The organism is Pseudofrankia asymbiotica (assembly GCF_001983105.1).
GTDB classification, from domain to species: Bacteria; Actinomycetota; Actinomycetes; order Frankiales; family Frankiaceae; genus Pseudofrankia; species Pseudofrankia asymbiotica.
In genome coordinates this window covers 94,317-113,767 of record NZ_MOMC01000017.1, presented here as the reverse complement: position 1 = coordinate 113,767, position 19,451 = coordinate 94,317, and the positions used below count along the sequence as shown (strand labels likewise).

The window sequence follows — 19,451 nt, the reverse complement described above, 5'->3', positions numbered from 1 at the left end:
GCTCGTGCGCCCCCACATTCTGCCAGATCGTCTTCGCGGCCGGACGTCCGCCACCCGTCACGACCGACTCAGCCGACTCGGCCGGCTTCCCGACCCCGCGGATGTGGCCCGACGATACGGACCGATCCCTGACAGCGTATGCCGGGCCGGACGCCCCACCCCGAGCCGCGGCCCCGGCACGGCTGCCCCGACGGCCTGGCGCCCCGATGCCCCGCCGCCCTGACGGTCTAACGGCCGCGGCGCCCGGGCTGGTTGAAGGCACCGGGCTTGAGCAGCGCGGACAGGTCGACGTCTCCGACCCCCGCGGGGGGCATGCCGCCCGGCAGTCCGTCGACACCGGGGGGCCCACCCGCGCGACCGCCACCGGCCTGCTTGGACTTGGCCTGGGCCGCCTGTGCGGCGCGTGCCGCCGGGTTGCCCTTCTTGCTCGCGCCCTTGCCCTTCTTCGGCGCCTTACGAGCCTGCGCCGCCTTCCCCCGCCCCATTCCCGGGATGCCGGCGCCGTTCGCCAGTTGGCGCATCATCTTGCGCGCCTCGCCGAACCGGTCCAACAACTGGTTGACCTCGGTGACGGTGACTCCGGAGCCCCTGGCCACCCGCTCCTTGCGGCTCTTCTGCAGGATGCTCGGGTCGTGTCGCTCGCCCGGCGTCATCGACCGGATGATCGCGACAACCCGGTCGACGTCCCGATCGTCGATCTGGGAAAGCTGATCCTTCATCTGGCCCATGCCGGGCAGCATTCCGAGCAGGTTGCCGATCGGGCCCAGCTTGCGGACGGCCAGCATCTGGTCGAGGAAGTCCTCGAGGGTGAACTCCGACGCGGCCATCTTCCGCGCCATGTCCTCGGCMTCTTGCTGATCGAAGGCCTGCTCGGCCTGCTCGATCAGCGTGAGGACGTCACCCATGCCGAGGATGCGCGACGCCATCCGCTCCGGGTGGAAGACGTCGAAGTCCGCGAGCGCCTCACCGGTGGACGCGAACATGATCGGCCGGCCGGTGACGTGCGCGACCGACAGTGCGGCGCCGCCGCGGRCATCACCGTCGAGCTTCGTGAGCACGACACCGCTGAAGCCGACACCGTCGAGGAACGCCAGCGCCGTGGTGACGGCGTCCTGGCCGACCATCGCGTCGACGACGAAGAGGATCTCGTCCGGGTCGACGGCGTCGCGGATGTCGGCGGCCTGCCGCATCATCTGCTCGTCGATGCCGAGACGGCCGGCGGTGTCGACGACGACCACGTCGTGGACCTGACGGCGGGCGTAGGCGATGGCGTCACGGGCGACCGCGACCGGGTCACCGACACCGTTGCCCGGCTCGGGGGCGAACACCTCGACGCCGGCCCTCGACCCGACGACCTGCAGCTGGTTCACCGCGTTCGGGCGCTGCAGGTCGGCGGCCACCAGCAGCGGCGTGTGCCCCTGCTTCTTCAGCCACATGCCAAGCTTGCCGGCGAGCGTCGTCTTTCCGGTGCCCTGCAGACCGGCGAGCAGGATCACCGTCGGCGGCGTCTTGGCCAGCCGCAGCGTCGTGGTGTCGCCGCCGAGGATACCGACGAGCTCCTCATTGACGATCTTGATGACCTGCTGGGCCGGGTTCAGCGCCTGGCTGACCGCGACACCGCGGGCACGTTCCTTGAGCGCCGCGACGAACGCGCGGACGACAGGCAGCGCGACGTCGGCCTCAAGAAGCGCGACCCGGATCTCCCGCGCGGTGGCGTCGATGTCCGCCTCGGACAGCCGACCCCGGCCGCGCAGCGACTTGAAGACCGTGTCGAGCCGGCTGGACAGGGTGTCGAACACGCGCACTCTCCGGGATCGCTGGCCTGTGGTGGGAGGGGGCCCGTCCGCGCGGCCACCGGCCGGCCCGACCACCCCGACGAGCCGCCGGCCGCCACCACATCGGGCGAACGCGACTCCGCGGAAGAGCCGCTTACCACGCCCCGGGCAGCATTGGAACGGACACTCCTAGGGTACGCATCCAGACCGGGCCTCGCCCCAAGGGTGAACCCAAACGGCGTCGCATCGCCCTGGGCCTCGCCCCCGGAACCACGTGTGAGGGCGCGTGGCGTCAGCCGGTCCGGCGAGGCATGCCGCACGGACTCGGGCAGGCGATGACCGCCAACCGGGTCCGCCCTCTCCGTTGAGGAGGGCGGGACACCTCGCCGGACGCTGGTTTCCCCGGCCGGACCTCGCCAGTGGGGATCCTCGCGGACGTGCGTGGCGCGGTCAGCGGGCCAAAGAAGACCGCCCGAGGATGCTAGATCGAGTCCGGTGCCGAAATAAAGACCCGGAGGCAATTTGGTGTGTCTCAGGCCACATCAAACTTCCCGGCCATCCCGCCACCCGCCGCGCCGTGAGCTCGTCGGCCGGTGGCGGACAACCGGCGCGGAAGACTTCATCCGACCGGCCGGCTTGCGGGACCGCGCGGCGCGGGGCGGAGCAGGTCAGCCGACGGGGTCACCGAGCAGCGCGTCGACGAAGCCCTCGGGCTCGAACGGCGCGAGGTCGTCGGGCCCCTCGCCCAGGCCGACCAGCTTGACCGGGACGCCCAGCTCACGCTGGACGGCGATGACGATGYCCCCCTTCGCGGTGCCATCCAGCTTGGTGAGGGCGACGCCGGTGATGTCGACGGCCTCGGCGAAGACGCGCGCCTGGATGAGGGCGTTCTGGCCGGTCGTCGCGTCGAGCACAAGGATCACCTCGTCGACCGGGCTCTGCTTGACGACCACCCTTTTGATCTTGGAAAGCTCGTCCATCAGGCCGACCTTGGTGTGCAGGCGGCCAGCCGTGTCGATCACGACCGTGTCGACGCCATCCGCGACGCCCTGCTTCACCGCCTCGAAGGCGACCGAGGCCGGGTCCGCGCCCTCCGGCCCGCGGACGGTGACCGCGCCGACCCTGCCACCCCAGGTCTCCAGCTGGTCGGCGGCGGCGGCGCGGAACGTGTCGGCCGCCCCGAGCACCACCGACCGGCCGTCGGCCACCAGCAGTCGCGCGATCTTGCCGCAGGTGGTCGTCTTGCCGGTGCCGTTGACGCCGACGACCAGCATGACCCCGGGCCGGCCCTCGGCCGAGACACGCAGCGACCGGTCGGCGGTGGTGCCGACCTGAGCGAGCAGCTCGTCGCGCAGCATCTCCCGCACGTCGTTGTAGCTACGGGCGCCGAGCACGGCGGTGCGCTCCCGCAGCGCCGTGACGAGCTCGCCGGTCGCCACGACGCCGACGTCGGCGAGCAGCAGGGTCGACTCGACGTCCTCCCAGTCCTCATCGGAGAGCTCGTCGCCGGACAGCAGCGACAGCAGGCCGCGGCCGAACGACGACTGCGAACGGGCGAGCCGGGCGCGCAGCCGGACGAGCCGGCCCCCCGCCGGCGCCGGCACCTCGAGGCCGGGCGGTTCGGCGACCTCGGCTGGCGCGCCGGCCTCGGCCTCCCGAGCGCTCGGCGGCGCCTCCAGCGTGCCGACCCCTCCGGCCGGACCGGTCCCGGTCAGCTCCTCGGCGCCGGAACGGGCCCGCGGCAGCCGAGGCCGGCGGCGCACGGCGTTGCCCACCAACGCGCCGCCCGCGACCACCAGCACGGCGGCGACCACGATGACGATGTACAGGTACTCCACGCTTCGATCCTTCCAGCCCCGGCGAGCCGAGGTCACCCCGCCCGCGTCCCGCGCCCGAAATGCTTAGGCGGAGGCACGCTCGCGCAGTCGCTGACTGATCAGTGTGGTCACGCCGTCACCGCGCATCGCGACCCCGTACAACGCGTCGGCGATCTCCATGGTGCGCTTCTGGTGCGTGATGATGATCAGCTGCGACTTCTGCCTGAGCCCCTCGACGGCGTTCAGCAGCCGGCCGAGGTTGCGGTCGTCGAGCGCCGCCTCGACCTYGTCGAGGACATAGAAGGGCGACGGCCGGGCCCGGAAGATCGCCAACAGCATCGCGAGGGCGGTCAGCGAGCGCTCGCCGCCGGACAGCAGCGACAGCCGCTTGACCTTCTTGCCGGGCGGGCGGGCCTCCACCTCGATTCCGGTCGTGAGCATGTCCTCCGGGTCCGYGAGCACTAGCCGGCCCTCGCCGCCGGGGAACAGCGTGTCGAAGACGATCTCGAACTCGCGGGCGGTGTCCCGGAACGCGGCGGCGAACACCTCGCGGACCCGGGAGTCGACCTCCTCGACGACGAGCAACAGGTCGCGCCGGGTGTTCTTGATGTCGTCGAGCTGCGCGGACAGGAACGCGGCCCGTTCCTGCAGGGCCTCGAACTCCTCGAGCGCGAGTGGGTTGATCTTTCCAAGCCGGACCAGCTGCTTCTCCGCGGTGGCGAGCCGCGCGGTCTGCTCGGCGCGGTCGAAGGGCCGCTCCTTGCCGTCCTCCTCGTCCGGCGGCACCGGCAGCGCGGGGCCGTACTCGGCGATCAGGTCGTCGGCGGCGATGCCGTGCTCCTCCAGCGCCTTGGCCTCGAGCGCCTCGGACCGCAGCCGCTTGGCCTCCCGGGCCAGCTCGTCCCGGTGCGCCTCGTCGCGCAGCGCGGACAGTGCCGACGCGTAGGCGCGCACCCGGTCACGCACGCCGGTGAGCTCGGTGTCGGTCGCCCGGCGGGCGGTCTCGGCCTGCTCTCGCTCGGCCGCCGCGGCGGCCAGCGAGGTCTCACAGGCGGCGAGCGCCTGATCGACCGCCACCGCCACGGCGGCGGCGATCTTCGCCTGGCGCTCACGCAACGCCCGGGTGCGGGCGGCCGCGGCGCGGGCGGCGCGTTCCTGGGCGGCCTGGCGCAGCAGGGCGTCGGCCCTGCCGGCGAGCCCGCGGGCGCGCTCCTCGCTGGTACGCACCGCGAGCCTGGCCTCGACCTCCTCGCCCCGGACCGCGGAGGTGGCCGCGACCAGCCGGTCGCGCTCCTCGACCGGACGCTCGTCGTCGTCCAGCTCGTCGTCACTCGCCGCGAGTGCCGCCTCGAGCTCGGCGAGCGCGCCGTAGGCCTGGTCGCGCGTCGCCTCGGCGGCGAGCCGGCCGCGTTCCAGCCGGCTGATCTCCCCGGCGACGGAGCCCCTGCCCCGGTCCAGCTGGGCGAGCTGATCGGTCAGCGCCCGGTGGCGGCCGCCGGCGGCGGAGCGGTCGGCGTTGGCCACGTCGATCGCGGCCCTGGTCCTGGCGACCTCCTCGCGGGCGGGCTCCATGGCGGTGCGTGACGCCTCTGCCCGCGCCTCGGCGGCGGCCATCGCGGCGGCGGCCTCCTCCGCGGCGGCGGCGAGCTCGAGCAGCGAGGGCGCGTGCGCGCTGCCGCCGACCGCTGCCGGCGGGCCGAGGGTGTCACCGTCGCGGGTCACCAGCCGCAGCCCTGGCCGGGCCGCGGCGAGCTTGGCGGCGCCGGCCAGGTCGTCGACGACGACGACTCCGCCGAGGATGGCGGCCACGGCCGGCGCGAACCGCTGGTCGACGACCCGCACGAGCTCCAGCGCCGGCACCGCCCCGGCTGGCAGGCCGTCGGCCAGCTCGCGGGCGGGCGGCGGGGCGGGCGGCGGGAACGCGGGCACGAAGGCGGCCCGGCCGGCCTCGGCCGTCCGCAGCCAGCTCAGGGCGGTGACCACGTCGTCGACGGACCCGACGGCGAGCGCGTCGGCGGCCGGCCCCAGGGCGGCGGCGATCGCCACCTCGGCGCCGGGCGTGACCGCGAGGATGTTCACCAACCGCCCGACGATCTGGATCGGGGTCCCCGGCGGTTCGAACACCCGCGCGGGCTCGGCTGATCGGCCCTGCTTGCCCTTGCCACCCGGMTTGCCCCCGCCGGCTCGCCCGCCACCCGTGCCTCCGGCCTCGGACCCGACGGCCTGGGAGGAAGCCCGTGCCTGGTCGCCGCCTCGCTCGTCCGCGGCGTCGCCGGTGGCAGTGAGCAGCGCGGCGGCGCCGTCGGCCGGGGCCAGCGACAGCGAGAGCGCGTCCCGGCGGGCGGCGGCCGACGCGCGGTCCCGGTCGGCGCCGCGCTCCTGGGTCCGCAGCGCCTCCAGCCGCTCGGTCGCCGCGGTGTGCAGCGCGACGGCCGACTCGTGCCGGCCGGCCAGTTCGTCCCGCTCCGTCTCGATCCTGGCGAGCTCGGTGTCGAGCGCCTCCCGCGAGCCGCTGGCCTCCGCGTCGCGGGCCTGGGCCGCGTCGAGCGCCTCGGTGAGCCGGACGATGTCGGACTCCGCCGCCGCCGCGCGGGAGCGGGCCGTCTCGACCTTGCCCGCGAGCCTGGCGACGCTCTCGCGCCGGGCCGCGGCGGCGCGGCTCGCGGTGAGCAGGGCCTGCTCCTCGGCGGCGAGGGCCGCCTCCAGCCCGGCGCGCCGGCTCGTCACCTCGGTCAGCGTGTCCCGGTCGCGTTCCAGCCGGGCCTGCAGCGCGGCCTCCCGCTCGTGAACGGCCGCCGCCTCCTGTTCCAGCTCCTCGGGGTCGCGCCCGCCCCGGGTGGCCTGGGCGCCGGCGCGCAGCAGCCGGGCGCGCTCGGTCGCCAGCTGCCCGGTGCCCCTCAGCCGCTCGCGCACCGACGAGAGGGCGTACCAGGTCTCCTGGGCGGCGGCGGCGCGGGGGACGAGCCGGGCGAGCTCCGCCTCGAGCGCCTGCTCCCGCTCGGCGGCGGCGGCGTGGGCGCCCTCGGTCTCGGCGAGCCTGGCCCGGACGGTCTCCTCGTCGGCGATGTCGGCGGCGAGCTCCGTCCGCGCGATGACCAGGTCGTCGGCGAGCAGCCGCAGCCGCGCGTCGCGCAGCGTCGCCTGGATGACCCCCGCCTTGCGCGCGATCTCGGCCTGCCGGCCCAGCGGGCCCAGCTGGCGGCGCAGCTCGGCGGACAGGTCGGTCAGCCGGGTGAGGTTGGCGGCCATCGCCTCCAGCTTGCGAAGCGCCTTCTCCTTGCGCTTGCGGTGCTTGAGGACGCCCGCGGCCTCTTCGATGAACGCCCGGCGCTCCTCGGGGCTCGCGTGCAGCACGGCGTCCAGCTGCCCCTGCCCGACGATCACGTGCAGCTCGCGGCCGATGCCGGAGTCGCTCATGAGCTCCTGGATGTCCAGCAGCCGGCAGGAGGTGCCGTTGATCGTGTACTCGCTCTGGCCGCTGCGGAACATCAGCCGCCCGACCGTGACCTCGCTGTACTCGATGGGCAGCGCGCCGTCCGAGTTGTCGATCGTCAGCAGCACCTCGGCACGGCCGAGCGGCGGCCGCGACGGCGTCCCGGCGAAGATGACGTCGGACATCGTGCCGCCACGCAGCGCCTTCGCGCCCTGCTCACCGAGCACCCAGGCCATCGCGTCGACGACGTTGCTCTTGCCCGAGCCGTTGGGCCCGACGACACAGGTGATCCCCGGCTCGAGGCGCAGCGTCGTCGAGCTCGCGAAGGACTTGAAGCCCCGCAGTGTCAGGCTTTTGAGGTACACCGGTCTCCGCAGCGATGGGGCGGTCGTGGTCGGGCCCGAAGGTCRCCCTCCGGATGAGCGCCGCGGTGCGCGGGGACAGCGGCCCGACGATCTTCTCCGCGACCGGCCGCCGATCAGCGTGCGATCAGGGACTACGGGCGCCGGCACCGCGGCTGGCCCGCGTCCGGGCCGCCGCCAACGATATCCGCCAACTCACTGTCACGAACAGGACACGCCACTGTGCGCACGGAGTGGCCAGAACGCGATAGTCTGCCCGGCACCATCAGACTCACGCCGGGACACCAAGATCCGTAGACCACGGACACGTGTACCCCACGCGGCCATCAACCACAGCGCGATCCCGCTCGGCCGGCCGCCCGCGACCAGCCATCACCCGCCGAACCGGCCCGGGCCGCGTCGCGGGGTTGTCGGACACGTGGGTGTACATGGTGGGAACGACATGAGTAGGCGTCCCACGAGGAGGGCAGCACTGAGCCAGGGTGGGTGACCGCCGGGCGACGCCGTCCAGCGGCCCGCGACGCGACGGCGAGCCCCCGAACCCGGACGACTCGCCGAGCCGCGGAGCGGCTATGACAGCCGCGAGAGCACGCGAACCGGTGGACACGGACCGGACCCTCGTCGACATACCGCGGGGAGGCTCACAAGGAGACCACTCTCAAACCGAACGCCACCAGGCAGGCTGGAAGCGAAGGCCCCACGGCCGCACCCGGCCGGAGCCGGCAGGCCAGATCAGGCGATGCCGACGAACCGGCCGGATGGCGTGAAAACCTCCGAACGACCCTGGACACAACGAACGTGACCCAAGGATCGATCGAGAGGATCGACGAACCGGGTGGCAAGCCCGAGAACCATCCCGGATGTTCGAGGATCCTTCAGTGATCCGAGAACAGGCCGGGCGACAGGCCGAGCGTCGCTCGGTCTAAGGGTTCCATGGGATGCCTCCCAGGCAGACGTCTGGCCCGACGCCTGACGAAGCCGCTCAGAAGGCGGCTAAGAGGTCAGGTCAAGGCCGGTTCGACGTCCAGCTCGCGGACGTCCTCAGGGACGTCAACGCCGACGAGCGCGTCGTTGACGGCACGCGTCCGGACGAGCTCAGCCTCGAGCTCGGCTACGCGGGCACGCAGCCGGCGTACCTCGTACGAGAGCCGGAGGTCGTTGCCGGAACCGACGTGGCCGAAAAGGGCCTTCGCCATGGTGATGGTCCTCCACGATGAGTGACCTTGCGGGATACTGGGCGCGACAAAGCCCGGGACGAAGCCGGGAGACCCGTCCCATCCAACCACTGGTGTTACTCCAGCCGCTGGTCTACTCCGGCCAGCGTGCGTGACCTTGCGCCGCGCACGTAGACGGAGTCCGCCCCAAAGAATGACCTAAGGCTCCCACACCCTGTCACCGAAAGTCAAGAGCATGCCACATGGCAGGGCATCCGTCCCTGAAACACGGGAATCTTGAGCCTCGTTTTGGCCCGGCCGTCAGGCCTGTCTGTCCAGGTCAACGGGGTGCGGACACCTCAGCGGCGCACAAACCCAGTCATGCCACCTACCGCGTCGCCGATCGTGTGTTCGACCCGATCGGTCCGCCCAGGGGTATGCCCGGTTACGAGGAGTTCCAACAGCGCCTCGCACGCGTCCGCCGGCCCCTCGGCCACGACATCGACTCCGCCGTCCGCCCGATTGGTCGCCGAGCCCACCAGGCCGAGGCGCCGGCCCTTCGTGCGTACGTAGTCCCGGAAACCGACACCCTGCACCATGCCGAACACGGTGGCGGTCAGCCGCGTGAGCGAGCCGGCGTCGGCCGTCTCCCGCGCCTGGTCACCGCCGGTGTTCGTCGGTCCACCGGGCTCTACCGGCGGCCGCTTCTGAGGAAGGTCATTCATCGGCACGGTAGGCTACTGAGCCATCGTGAACACGACATCTCTCCTCCTCAGCAGCCAAGCCCGGCGTGCCGCCCGGCCTGGCCGAAGCGCCGCTGTGGCGGCCATCGCAGTCGGGGCTCTCAGCTGCTCGATGCTGCTCGCCGGCTGTGGTCAGAACTTCCATCAGGACGGCGGCTCCGTGCCGGTGCCACGGGCCACGATTGTGGACGGGCCCCCCGCGACCCCGTTCGGCAACCCGAACGCGGTACCCGCGCCGACCGACGGCTACGCGCCTCCGCGCACGGCAGGCCCGACGCAGACCGCCGCCCCGAACCTCCCTGGCGGGAAGCTCTAAGACCTCCCGATTCCGGGGGGACACCATCCCGTCCCGCGAAACGCTCGCCTCAGCCGAGGGCACGGCGGGCGGTCGGCGTCTCGACCCGACCCTGCGTGCCGAGATCGGCCCGCTGGCCGGCGGTGTATCCGGCACGRCCGCCGGAGCCGGACAGCTGCCGTCCGCGGGCCGCCCGCAGGTGCGGATAGACGCTCGCCAGGTGCGCCTCGACCCGGGAGGAGCGGTCGGCGAGCACCAGGGCCACCGAGGCCCCGGAGCGGGACTTTCCGGTCGCCGGCTCGGCGGCGTCCCTGGCGGCCTGTTCCGCGGCGGTCAGCCGCTGCTGCACGGCGACCGCGAATCCCGCCATCCAGGACCGGCGGAACGCCCGTGGGTCCTCCCAGGGCGGGGGCACCGCGACGGCGATCCCGTGTGCCTGCTGGACGAGCAGCGAGGTGAACAGCAGCTGCGCCCTGGTGAGATCGGCCTCCATGCCGAACAGGTGCGCGGTGTGGCCGGTGCTTCCCTGCCGCCGCTCGGTGCGGTGTACCAGCCGGCACCCCAGCGGCGCGACGATGCTCGCCAACAGCGTGATCTTGTCCCGCGCGTAGGGCGGGTGGATGTCGAGCACGAGGTCAGCCGCGGCGACCTTGCTCGGCCCGGCCTCCTCGAGCAGCGCGCGGTCGATGCCGTACTGGGCGATCAGCTCGGCGGCCTTGGCGTTGTACGTCTCCCTGGCCGCGTCGGTCAGGCCCTCGGCCTCGGCCATCGCGAGCAGCTTGCGTACCCGGCCGAGCAGGGCGTCCGAGTTCATGGGTCGTCTCCTTCGTCGGCGCCGAGCACGGTCCGTGGAACGGCACGTGGACCAGATCGCGGGCTGTCCCGCTGACACGCGAACCGGATCAGGGCGCACGGGCGGGCATCCCGGACGGCCACGCTCACAGGTCGTCCGAGACCCGCTGGCACCCATCGCCAAGGTCCCGGCCACCCCGAACCGGTGCGGGCTTCCCGATGCGGCCCTGGAGGGCGCTCTCAGGTTCCCGCTGGCCCGCCTCGCCGAGGCGCGGCTGGTCAGGCCCAGTGTGGGTTCCGGTGCGACCCTATGGACATCGGGGGGTGCACCCCCCGAATCGACACCCCGCCGAGACCCGTCGGCCTACCAGCGGCCGGCGCGTGGGCGGGGCTGGCAGGTGGGGCAGGTGAAGCTGGATCTGTTCATGAACGCGTCGCGGCGGATCTGGCTCGCGCACCGCCGGCACGGCTCTCCTTCGCGGCCGTAGGCCGCGAGCTCCCGCTCGAACAGGCCGCTGACGCCCTCGGTGGAGACATAGAGCCGGTCGAACGACGTGCCGCCGGCGTCGAGCGCCGCGGTCAGCACGGCACGCACCTCGACGAGCAGGCCATGGGCCTCGGACCGTCGCAGGGTGTCGGTCGCCCTCGCGTAGTGCAGCCCGGCCGCCCACAGCGCCTCGTCGGCGTAGATGTTGCCGATGCCGCTGACCAGCCGCTGGTCGAGCAGCGCCCGCTTGAGCCCGGTGCGGCGGGCCCTGAGGCCGGCGACGAAGGCGTCGTCGTCGAACAGCGGGTCCAGCGGATCGCGGGCGATGTGGGCGATCGGGTCGGGCAGCGACGCTCCCCCCGCCGCGATCGCCATCCCCCCGAACGTCCGCTGGTCGACGAACCGGAGCTCGCGGCCGCCGTCGGTGAAGGTGAAGCGGATCCGCAGGTGGGTCTGGTCCGGCGCGCCCGGCGGCACGACGAGCAACTGGCCGCTCATGCCGAGATGCCCGAGCAGCGCGTCGCCGCCCTCGGCCGGCGGGAGCGGGTCGGGCAACGCTCCAGGGACGGGCAACGCGCCGGGGACGGGCAACGCTCCAGGAACGGGCCACGCGCCGGGCACGCCGCCGGCGTCCAGGTCATCTGAGGCGGCAAGTGCCAGCCACAGATACTTGCCCCGGCGGCGGGCAGCCGTGATCGTCTGGCCGATGAGCGCCGCCTCGAAGTCGACGCCGCCCGCCACGTGCCGGCGCACGGCGCGCGGGTGCAGCACGCTCACCTTCGCGATCGTGCGGCCGACCACACCGCGTTCCAGGCCGCGCCGTACCACCTCGACCTCGGGCAGCTCAGGCATGGCTCAGCCCGGCTCCCCCGCGGACGCGGGAGCGGCCGCCTCGGCCGAGGCGGCCTTCGGCGCGAGACCGTCCAGGCTGGCGCTCCCAGCGCCCTGCGCGCCGGCCATCCGGGCCAGTGGGTCCGTGGGACCTGCCGCCGGCATCGTCGGGGCCGGGCCGGCCGGGCCGCCGTCGCCCGGCGGGCCCGACGTGAGGGCGGTGGCCGGAGCGACGCCCTGGAGGGCGACGAACGCGTGCTCGGCCGCGCGCTGCTCGGCCTCCTTCTTGCTGCCGCCCTCGCCCTCGCCGTAGATCCGGTCGGAGATGCGAGCTCGCGCCCGGAACCTCTTGGCGTGGTCCGGACCGGAGTCGGTCACCACGTAGTCGGGCGGGCCCATCCCCAGTTCGGCGGTGCGCTCCTGGAGGGAGGTCTTCCAGTCGAGGCCCGCGCCGCGGCCGGCCGCCTCGTCGAGGAGCGGGTCGAAGTGGCGGTGCACGAACTCCGAGGCGACCTCGAGCCCGAGCTCCAGGTAGACCGCGCCGATGAGAGCCTCGAGGGTGTCGGCGAGGATGCTCGGCTTGTCCCGGCCCCCCGTCGTCTCCTCGCCCTTGCCGAGCAGCAGGTAGGGACCGATGCCCACCGGCCCGATGTCGCGGGCCACGGCCGCGAGCGCCCGCATGTTCACCACCGAGGCGCGCTGCTTGGCCAGCGCGCCCTCGGGGAGGTCCGGGTGGCGCCGGTAGAGCGCGTCGGTGACCACCAGCTGAAGCACGGCGTCGCCGAGAAACTCCAGCCGTTCGTTGGTAGGCAGATTGCCGTTCTCGTACGCGTACGACCGGTGGGTGAGCGCCCGGTCAAGCAGCGCGGGGCCGAGGCTCAGGTCGAGGGCGGTGAGCAGCCCCTCACGGCCCTGGGGCACCGTCACGCCGCGGCTCACAGCGACAGCCCCGCGATCGCCCTGCGCCGGGCGATCAGCCGGGCGAGCTCAGCACGGATCTGGGCGACAAGGCCGCCCCGCCATACCGTCGCGGCCGTCGCGAGCGCCGCCGGAATGCCGGTGGAAAGGTCGTCCGGGCCCCCGACGGGGTCGCCTGCCCGCACCGCGACACCGTCCACTCCCAGCACGATCGTCCCCCCCTGCAGATCCGGGCCGGCCGGGCTGCGCCAGGCCGGGTCGAGCCCCGTCGGCGTCTCCGGGAAGGCCGTCGGCGCGGCCCTTCTGGCCGCCCGCAGACAGGCCAGCACGACGTCGCCGGTGAACCCGTCGGTCACGACGACGTCGGGACCCTTGCCGGCCGCCGCGCCGGCGTGACCGGTGTCGACCAGCGCCCCGGCGTCGACCTGGCCGACGTAGTCGACGCCGAGTGTGCCGAGCAGCCCGTGCGCCGCCCGGCGCATCGTGTCCGGCAGGGCGGGGCGGGCGGCGAGCAGGCCAACCCGCGGCTCCCCGCAACCGGCACGCACCCGGGCGTAGGCCGCGCCGGCCAGCGCGAACTGGGCAAGGTCGTCCGCGGCCACGTCGACGGACCCGCCGGCGTCGCACAGCACGATGCCCGGCGGGTGACCGACGTCCACGACGGCGGCCAGCGACGCCCTGGTCGCGCCGGGCAGCAGGCCGAAGGTGAACAGCGCCGCCGCGGCGACCGCCTCGGGCGGCGCGACCGAGACCATCGCGTCGGCGCGGCCGTCCCGGACCAGCCGGGCGGCCACGCGCACACCGCTGTCCCGCCGCGCCCGCACGTCACGGACGGCGTCGGCACCGGCGGGGATGCCCCGCGCGGCGGTCACCAGGTGGACGCGATCGCCGGTCACGATGCCGCGGCCGGCCAGGTCCTCGGCCGTCGGGCCCGGCGGGACGACGAGCGTGACCACCAGCTCCGGATCGGCGTCCAGGGCGGCAGGCAGGGCGTCCAGCACCGACTCCGGTGGGACGCCCTCCCCTAGGAGGTCTACGGCGACGCGGGTCACGTCAAGATCAGACGTCGAGCACCTGTCGGTCGTTGTACCGGCCGCAGGTCGGGCAGGCGTTGTGCTGCCGGACCACGTGCCCGCGCGGGCAGTGCGACAACGCCGGCAGCGTCGCCTTCCACTGCGACCGGCGAGCCCGGGTGTTGCTGCGCGACATCCGCCGCTTCGGGACGGCCACTAGTCCTTCTCCTTCGTTTCCCGCCCGGCGACGTCGCCGGCGGATCCAGCTTGGGTCAGTGCCGACAGCGCGGCCCACCGGGGGTCGGCGCTGTCGTGGGAGTGGTCCGGGCCGACCTCGTCCAGCCGCGCGCCGCAGTCGACGCACAGGCCAGCACAGTCGGGGCGGCACAGCGGCGAGAGCGGCAGGTCGAGAACCAGGGCGTCCCGGACGACCGGCGCGAGGTCGAGGTGGTCGTCCACGACCACCAGCACGTCCTCGTCCTCGTCGTCGATCTCGGTGGCCCGGTCGGGATAGTAGAACAGCTCGCGCAGCTCGACGGACACGTGATCGCGCACCTCGTCCAGGCAGCGGGAGCACTCACCGACCAGGTCGGCCGACGCCGTTCCGCTGACCAGCACRCCCTCGTGGACGGACTCGAGCCGGAGGTCCAGCTCTACCGGCTCGCCCTTCGGCACCCGCAGCATCGGGGTGCCCATCTCGTTCGGCGCGGGCGCGCTGGTGACGATATGCCTCATCGAGCCCGGCCGACGACCCAGCTCGCGGGTGTCGAGCACAAACGGGCCACGGGGGGTCTGACGGCGGGGACGGTGGTGTCCGGTCATCGCTTGTCCGGTCAAAGCGGCGGAGTTCACAGGATCTCATCAAGGTGGTGGTTGCTGGAGCGCATCTGGAAGCCATCGGCTCCAGGCACGGATAACCAGCCTATCCGATCCCCGCGACCAACCCCCACCGCCCACTTGGTCGGACGCCATCCAGCGCATCCACCCCACCGGCCCCGGGAGGACCGGCCCCGGCCGTGAACGCCAGGTCGCTCCGCCCTGGGCCGGGCACGACGCGTCCGRCCCTAAAGCCGTTCGCGCAGTTCCTTGAGGACGACGTCGGGGACCAGGCCGCTGACGTCACCGCCGTAGCGCGCCACCTCCTTGACCAGGCTGGAGGACAGGAACGCGTACTGCGGATTCGTGCTCATGAACAGCGTCTCGACGCCGGCCAGCCGGTTGTTCATCTGCGCCATCTGCAGCTCGTAGTCGAAGTCGCTCACCGCCCGCAGGCCCTTGACGATCGACGAGATGCCTCGGGTACGGCAGAAGTCGACCAGCAGCCCGTGTGACGGCTCGACGACGACGTTGGTCGCCGCCTGCGGATGGTCACGAACCGCCTGACGGATGAGTTCCATCCGCTCCTCGACTGTGAACAGGGTCGACTTCGTCTTGTTGATCCCCACGGCGACAACGACCTCGTCAAAGAGCTTGCTCGCCCGAATGATGATGTCGAGATGGCCGTTCGTGATCGGGTCGAAGGAACCAGGACAGGCAGCCCTCCTCATGATCGACAACCGTACCAGAGGACCGCCTCCCCGTACCCCCTCGAACGGACCTCGACCAGCCCCTCCGGCCAAGCCGGGGGCGGCGAACGGCGAGCCCGTTCGACCACACAGACACCGTCCTTATCCAGCCAGCACCGATCTACGAGCTGACGCAGCACCTCGGCGAGCCGAACGTCGTCAAGCGCGTACGGAGGGTCCAGGAAGACCACGTCGTAGGGCTGCCCCACAGTGGCGTCCACCACACGTTCCACGGCGCCCACGACGACCTCGGCGCCGGCGAGGCCCAACTCGGTGGCGTTGCGCCGCGCGACCCGCGCCGTCGCCGGGTCGCGCTCGACGAGCAGGGCATGAGTGGCGCCCCGCGAGAGCGCCTCCAGGCCGACCGCCCCGCTGCCCGCGTACAGGTCGGCCACCCGGGCACCCGACAGGTCGACAAGGGTCGTCAACGTGTTGAAGAGCCCCTCCCGCGCCCGGTCCGAGGTGGGCCTGGTTCCCGTTCCCGGCGGCACGGCGAGCCGGCGCCCACCGGCGGCCCCGCCCACGATCCGCGTCATCGGGCGCCCCTGTCGGGCCTCGGGGCGCGCGAGCCCCCGCCATCCCGGGTTCCCGCCGGATCGGCGAGCGCGGCGCGGCAGGTCCGGCGTGGCATGTGGCTCGGTACTCCAATCCGTCCGGGCACGCGAGGCTCCGCCATCATCGCGTGCCCTCCGGCTAGCCCTTCTCGAGGTACTCGACGGGACGGTCGTCCAGGGCCAGCGCGACGCGGCGGGCCAGGGCCGGGTGGGACGCGAGATCCGGGTCGGTGGCGACGAGGCGGCCGGCCTCCTCCCGGGCATCCAGGATCAGCCGCTCGTCCTTGAGCAGTTCCAGCAGGCGCACCGTGCGGCTCCGGCCGGACTGGCTGGCGCCCAGCACATCGCCCTCACGGCGCTGGCCCAGGTCGAGGCGGGCGAGCTCGGCGCCGTCGGTGGTGGCCGCGACGTTGGCGAGCCGCTGGGTGGCCGGCGTGTCGCCGTCGACCTCCGTGTGCAGCAGGCAGACTCCGGCGGCCTTCCCACGCCCGACCCGCCCGCGAAGCTGGTGGAGCTGGGAGACGCCGAACCGGTCCGCGTCCATGATGGCGATCACCGTCGCGTTGGGGACGTCCACGCCCACCTCGATCACGGTCGTCGCGACCAGCACGTCGACCTCGCCGGCCGCGAACCTGGTCATCACCGCGTCCTTGACGTCCGCCGGCAGCCGGCCGTGCAGCGCGGCGACCCGCAGGCCCGCGAGCGGCCCCTCGGCGAGCCAGGGCAGCAGCTCCTCGACTCCAACCCCGGCGAGCGAACCCGCTCCATCTCCGAACCCCGGCTCCTCGACCCGGCCGGCCGCCGCCGCGGCGGGCGGACCCGTCCGCGAGCCCGGCCCGCGGCCCGGTGCGCTTCCGCCCGGCCCGGCCTCCGGCTCGAGCCGGTCCCCCTCATCGGCGTCATCGTCCTGGCCGGCCACCACGGAGCTGATCCGCGGGCAGACGACATAGGCCTGGTGACCGGCGGCCACCTCGTCACGGATGCGGCCCCAGATCCGGTCACGCCAGCTCGGATGCTCGGCGGCGTTCACGACGAACGTGGCGATCGGCGAACGGCCGGCCGGCAGCTGGGTGAGGGTGGAGACCTCGAGGTCGCCGAACACCGTCATCGCGACCGTGCGCGGGATCGGCGTGGCCGTCATCACCAGCACATGCGGGGGGTCGGTCGCCCGGGCGCGCAGCGCGTCGCGCTGCTCGACCCCGAAGCGGTGCTGCTCGTCCACGACGACGAGCCCCAGGTCGCGGAACGCGACCCCTTCGTGCAGCAGCGCGTGCGTGCCGATCACCAGGCCGGCACCACCGTCCGCGGCCGCCGCCAGCGCCTCCCGCTTCGCCCGGGCGCCGAGCGAGCCCGTGACCAGCGCGACCCTGGTCGCGGGCGGGGTCTCGTCCAGCTCCCCCGCCCGCCCGAAACCGCCGAGGAGGGCGCGGACACCCCGGTAGTGCTGGACCGCGAGGGTCTCCGTCGGCGCGAGCAGGGCGGCCTGGCCGCCGGCGTCGACGACCGTGAGCATGGCCCGCAGCGCCACCACCGTCTTGCCCGACCCGACCTCGCCCTGCAGCAGCCGGTGCATCGGGACCGGCTGGGCGAGCTCGGCCTGGATCGTCGCCCCGACCTCGCGCTGGCCGTCGGTGAGCGCGAACGGCAGCTGGGAGTCGAAGGCCGGGAGGATGCCGTCCTGACGTGGCCTGCGGGCGATCGTCGCCATGGCCGAGATCTCGTGGCGGCGGCGGGCGAGGATCACCTGGAGCGTCATCGCCTCGTCCCACTTCAGCCGCCGGTGGGCGCGTTCGACGTCGCCCTTCGACTCGGGCTGGTGCACCAGCTCGTAGGCCTTGCGCAGGTCGACCAGCCGGTAGCGGGCCCGCAGGTCGGCCGGCAGCGGATCGGCCACCTCGCCCAGCCCGTCGAGCAGCACCCGCACGCAGCGACCGATCGCCGGCGAGTTGACCTGCTCGGTGGCCGGGTAGATCGGCACCAGCGCCCGGGCCCACCGGTCCGGGTCGTCGCCCGGGCCGTCGTCGTCCTCCAGCGGGTGCGTCTCCGGGTTGACCATCTGCAGGCGCTGGTTGAACCGGTCGACCTTGCCGGAGAACACCGCCACGGAGCCGGTCGACAGCCGGCGGGCCGGCGACCTGGCCGGGTTGAAGTAGGTGACGGTCATCTGGGCGGTCCCGTCCGTCACGGTCAGGACCGCGTAGCGCCGTCCGGTGCGGGCGGTCCTGCTCTCGTTCCTGACGACGCGCGCGTGCACGGTGGAGGCCTCGCCCTCGACGAGGTCGGCGAGGTTGGTCAGCTCCCCACGCCGGTGGTAGCGCCGCGGCAGGTGCTCGAGCAGGTCGGCGACGGTGACCAGCTCGAGCGGGCGCTCGCCCAGCCGCTTCGCGTCCTTCGCCGGCAGCAGGTGCCGCAGCGGGGTGTCCAGCTCGATCACATTCCCGATACTGCACCCGGACAGCGACAGTCTGGCGCCGCGTGCCACCTGGCCGCGCCGCCCGCCGCGGCTCGCGGGCACCTCAGGGACCCGTGGGGACCGACGGCGGCCCAGACGCCGGTCGCGCTGTCTCTGCGGTAGCCTTCAGTGAGCACCGCCGTGTCCGGGTTGTTTCGGCGCCCGTTCGGCACCACTCGTCCGCCGGCATCTGCTCGCGGGCGGGCGCCAGCGGCGGGCCAGCGCGGCCGGAACCCCGGCCGCGGCTTCATCAACAACCTTTCGGCGGAGTGTTTCTCGTGTCTTCGGTGTGCGACGTCTGCGGCAAGGGACCGGGCTTCGGCATGTCGGTCTCCCACTCCCACCGGCGCACGCGGCGGCGCTGGAACCCCAACATCCAGACCGTGCACGCCCTCGTCGGCCGCACCCCCAAGCGTCTGAACGTGTGCACCTCGTGCATCAAGGCGGGCAAGGTCACCCGCGCGTAGGACGCGCGGCACCACAAGCCCCGGCCCGCTGGCCTGGGGCGAATATCTCCGGAAAGAGGCGCCGCGCATGTGGCGCCTCTTTTTCGCGTGCCGGGCGCCCCACCGGAACTCCCGGATCGCCGGGGCCGGGYCGCCGGTCCGGGATCGGGCGCGGCGACAACGGCTCACCACCGGCTGGCGATCAGGCGGGTGCCCGTGGCGATACGCCGACCCGGACGTGCTGATATGAGAGGGATCGTTTCTCGGACCCTCTTGTACCGGAGCCGCCGACATGTCCCAGACCTTGCCGGACCTGAACACGCTCAGCCTTGAGCAACTGGTCTCCTACACCGCCGGTCTCTCCGACGCGTCACTCGAGGACCTGATGAGCGGGCCGGAGCGATCCGTCCTCCTCGACGAGTACCTCGACCGGATGGCGAAGCAGGCCGACCCGAACAAGATCAAGGACCAGAACGCGGTGGTGCACTTCCACATCACCGACCGGCCGGGCGGCGGCGCCGACAACTACGAGATGGTCATCCGCGACGGCGCCTGCGTCATCAACCGCCAGCCCGTCGAGAACGCCAAGGTGACCGTCACCCTCGACGGCGTCCGCTTCGTCAAGCTGATCAGCGGCACGGCCGACCCGACCAAGATGTTCCTCACCCGCAAGCTGAAGATCAGCGGAGACATGATCTTCGGTGGCAAGGTGCTCGGCTGGTTCGATTTCCCCACCCCCTGATCCACGGGACGTCCGGGCGCGCGAGGCCTCGGTACCATCGCGCGCCCCGCGGCCTGGCCCGGTTCGGGAGCA

General features: G+C 73.2%; 17 protein-coding genes. 3 read left to right on the top strand and 14 right to left on the bottom strand.

What is annotated here, in order from left to right; genetic code table 11:
- Positions 1 to 227: 227 nt before the first annotated feature.
- From ffh to BL253_RS10265, 5 genes are all read right to left on the bottom strand, one after another.
- The gene (gene ffh, locus BL253_RS10285) at positions 228 to 1,799 is read right to left on the bottom strand and encodes a signal recognition particle protein (RefSeq protein WP_076815825.1); all 1,572 of its coding nucleotides are present in this window, start codon (positions 1,797 to 1,799) and stop codon (positions 228 to 230) included.
- A 644-nt stretch (positions 1,800 to 2,443) separates the two neighbouring features.
- Complete coding sequence (gene ftsY / locus BL253_RS10280; protein WP_076815823.1) at positions 2,444 to 3,613, bottom strand: signal recognition particle-docking protein FtsY; 1,170 nt, start codon at positions 3,611 to 3,613, stop codon at positions 2,444 to 2,446.
- A gap of 63 nt (positions 3,614 to 3,676) precedes the next feature.
- Positions 3,677 to 7,390 carry an AAA family ATPase gene (locus BL253_RS10275; protein WP_076815821.1) on the bottom strand — a complete coding sequence of 1,238 codons (3,714 nt, stop codon included), beginning with the start codon at positions 7,388 to 7,390 and terminating at the stop codon, positions 3,677 to 3,679.
- 998 nt (positions 7,391 to 8,388) lie between these two features.
- Positions 8,389 to 8,583: a hypothetical protein gene (locus tag BL253_RS10270; RefSeq protein ID WP_076815819.1), complete on the bottom strand. Its 195-nt coding sequence runs from the start codon at positions 8,581 to 8,583 to the stop codon at positions 8,389 to 8,391.
- Between the two features lie 317 nt (positions 8,584 to 8,900).
- Positions 8,901 to 9,161: an acylphosphatase gene (locus tag BL253_RS10265; RefSeq protein ID WP_076815991.1), complete on the bottom strand. Its 261-nt coding sequence runs from the start codon at positions 9,159 to 9,161 to the stop codon at positions 8,901 to 8,903.
- A gap of 199 nt (positions 9,162 to 9,360) precedes the next feature.
- Between BL253_RS10265 and BL253_RS10260 the strand changes: the two genes are divergently transcribed.
- A complete protein-coding gene (locus BL253_RS10260) occupies positions 9,361 to 9,600 on the top strand; it encodes a hypothetical protein (RefSeq protein ID WP_076815817.1) in 240 nt (79 codons plus the stop codon).
- 49 nt (positions 9,601 to 9,649) lie between these two features.
- Here BL253_RS10260 and BL253_RS10255 read toward each other — a convergent pair whose 3' ends face one another.
- From BL253_RS10255 to BL253_RS10215, 9 genes are all read right to left on the bottom strand, one after another.
- Entirely contained in the window at positions 9,650 to 10,393 is a 744-nt protein-coding gene (locus BL253_RS10255) for a DUF2786 domain-containing protein (RefSeq protein ID WP_076815815.1), read from the bottom strand.
- 342 nt (positions 10,394 to 10,735) lie between these two features.
- The gene (mutM, locus tag BL253_RS10250) at positions 10,736 to 11,710 is read right to left on the bottom strand and encodes a bifunctional DNA-formamidopyrimidine glycosylase/DNA-(apurinic or apyrimidinic site) lyase (protein WP_076815813.1); all 975 of its coding nucleotides are present in this window, start codon (positions 11,708 to 11,710) and stop codon (positions 10,736 to 10,738) included.
- Between the two features lie 3 nt (positions 11,711 to 11,713).
- Positions 11,714 to 12,628, bottom strand: coding sequence for a ribonuclease III (rnc, locus tag BL253_RS10245; RefSeq protein ID WP_076815811.1), 915 nt, complete (start codon positions 12,626 to 12,628; stop codon positions 11,714 to 11,716).
- Positions 12,625 to 13,659, bottom strand: a complete 1,035-nt coding sequence (locus BL253_RS10240) for a phosphate starvation-inducible protein PhoH (protein ID WP_076815809.1) — start codon at positions 13,657 to 13,659, stop codon at positions 12,625 to 12,627. The genes rnc and BL253_RS10240 overlap by 4 nt, the downstream gene beginning before the upstream one ends.
- Before the next feature lie 7 nt (positions 13,660 to 13,666).
- Positions 13,667 to 13,837 carry a 50S ribosomal protein L32 gene (gene rpmF / locus BL253_RS10235; protein WP_076815807.1) on the bottom strand — a complete coding sequence of 57 codons (171 nt, stop codon included), beginning with the start codon at positions 13,835 to 13,837 and terminating at the stop codon, positions 13,667 to 13,669.
- A complete protein-coding gene (locus BL253_RS10230; protein WP_076815805.1) occupies positions 13,837 to 14,442 on the bottom strand; it encodes a YceD family protein in 606 nt (201 codons plus the stop codon). The genes rpmF and BL253_RS10230 overlap by 1 nt, the downstream gene beginning before the upstream one ends.
- Positions 14,443 to 14,684: 242 nt before the next feature.
- A complete protein-coding gene (gene coaD, locus BL253_RS10225; RefSeq protein ID WP_076815803.1) occupies positions 14,685 to 15,167 on the bottom strand; it encodes a pantetheine-phosphate adenylyltransferase in 483 nt (160 codons plus the stop codon).
- A complete protein-coding gene (gene rsmD, locus BL253_RS10220; protein ID WP_076815801.1) occupies positions 15,164 to 15,721 on the bottom strand; it encodes a 16S rRNA (guanine(966)-N(2))-methyltransferase RsmD in 558 nt (185 codons plus the stop codon). The genes coaD and rsmD overlap by 4 nt, the downstream gene beginning before the upstream one ends.
- A 157-nt stretch (positions 15,722 to 15,878) precedes the next feature.
- A complete protein-coding gene (locus BL253_RS10215; RefSeq protein ID WP_076815799.1) occupies positions 15,879 to 18,173 on the bottom strand; it encodes an ATP-dependent DNA helicase RecG in 2,295 nt (764 codons plus the stop codon).
- Positions 18,174 to 18,469: 296 nt separating this feature from the next.
- Between BL253_RS10215 and rpmB the strand changes: the two genes are divergently transcribed.
- Both rpmB and BL253_RS10205 read left to right on the top strand, forming a co-directional pair.
- A complete protein-coding gene (gene rpmB, locus BL253_RS10210) occupies positions 18,470 to 18,658 on the top strand; it encodes a 50S ribosomal protein L28 (protein WP_007516655.1) in 189 nt (62 codons plus the stop codon).
- A 271-nt stretch (positions 18,659 to 18,929) separates the two neighbouring features.
- Positions 18,930 to 19,379, top strand: a complete 450-nt coding sequence (locus BL253_RS10205; RefSeq protein ID WP_076815797.1) for an SCP2 sterol-binding domain-containing protein — start codon at positions 18,930 to 18,932, stop codon at positions 19,377 to 19,379.
- The last annotated feature ends 72 nt before the right edge of the window (positions 19,380 to 19,451 follow it).

Excerpts from the sequence above, each read along its gene's own strand:
- BL253_RS10270 (WP_076815819.1), bottom strand. The coding sequence starts at position 8,583 with ATGGCGAAGGCCCTTTTCGGCCACGTCGGTTCCGGCAACGACCTCCGG.
- coaD (WP_076815803.1), bottom strand. The coding sequence starts at position 15,167 with ATGAGGAGGGCTGCCTGTCCTGGTTCCTTCGACCCGATCACGAACGGC.
- BL253_RS10205 (WP_076815797.1), top strand. The coding sequence starts at position 18,930 with ATGTCCCAGACCTTGCCGGACCTGAACACGCTCAGCCTTGAGCAACTG.
- mutM (WP_076815813.1), bottom strand. The coding sequence starts at position 11,710 with ATGCCTGAGCTGCCCGAGGTCGAGGTGGTACGGCGCGGCCTGGAACGC.
- rsmD (WP_076815801.1), bottom strand. The coding sequence starts at position 15,721 with ATGACGCGGATCGTGGGCGGGGCCGCCGGTGGGCGCCGGCTCGCCGTG.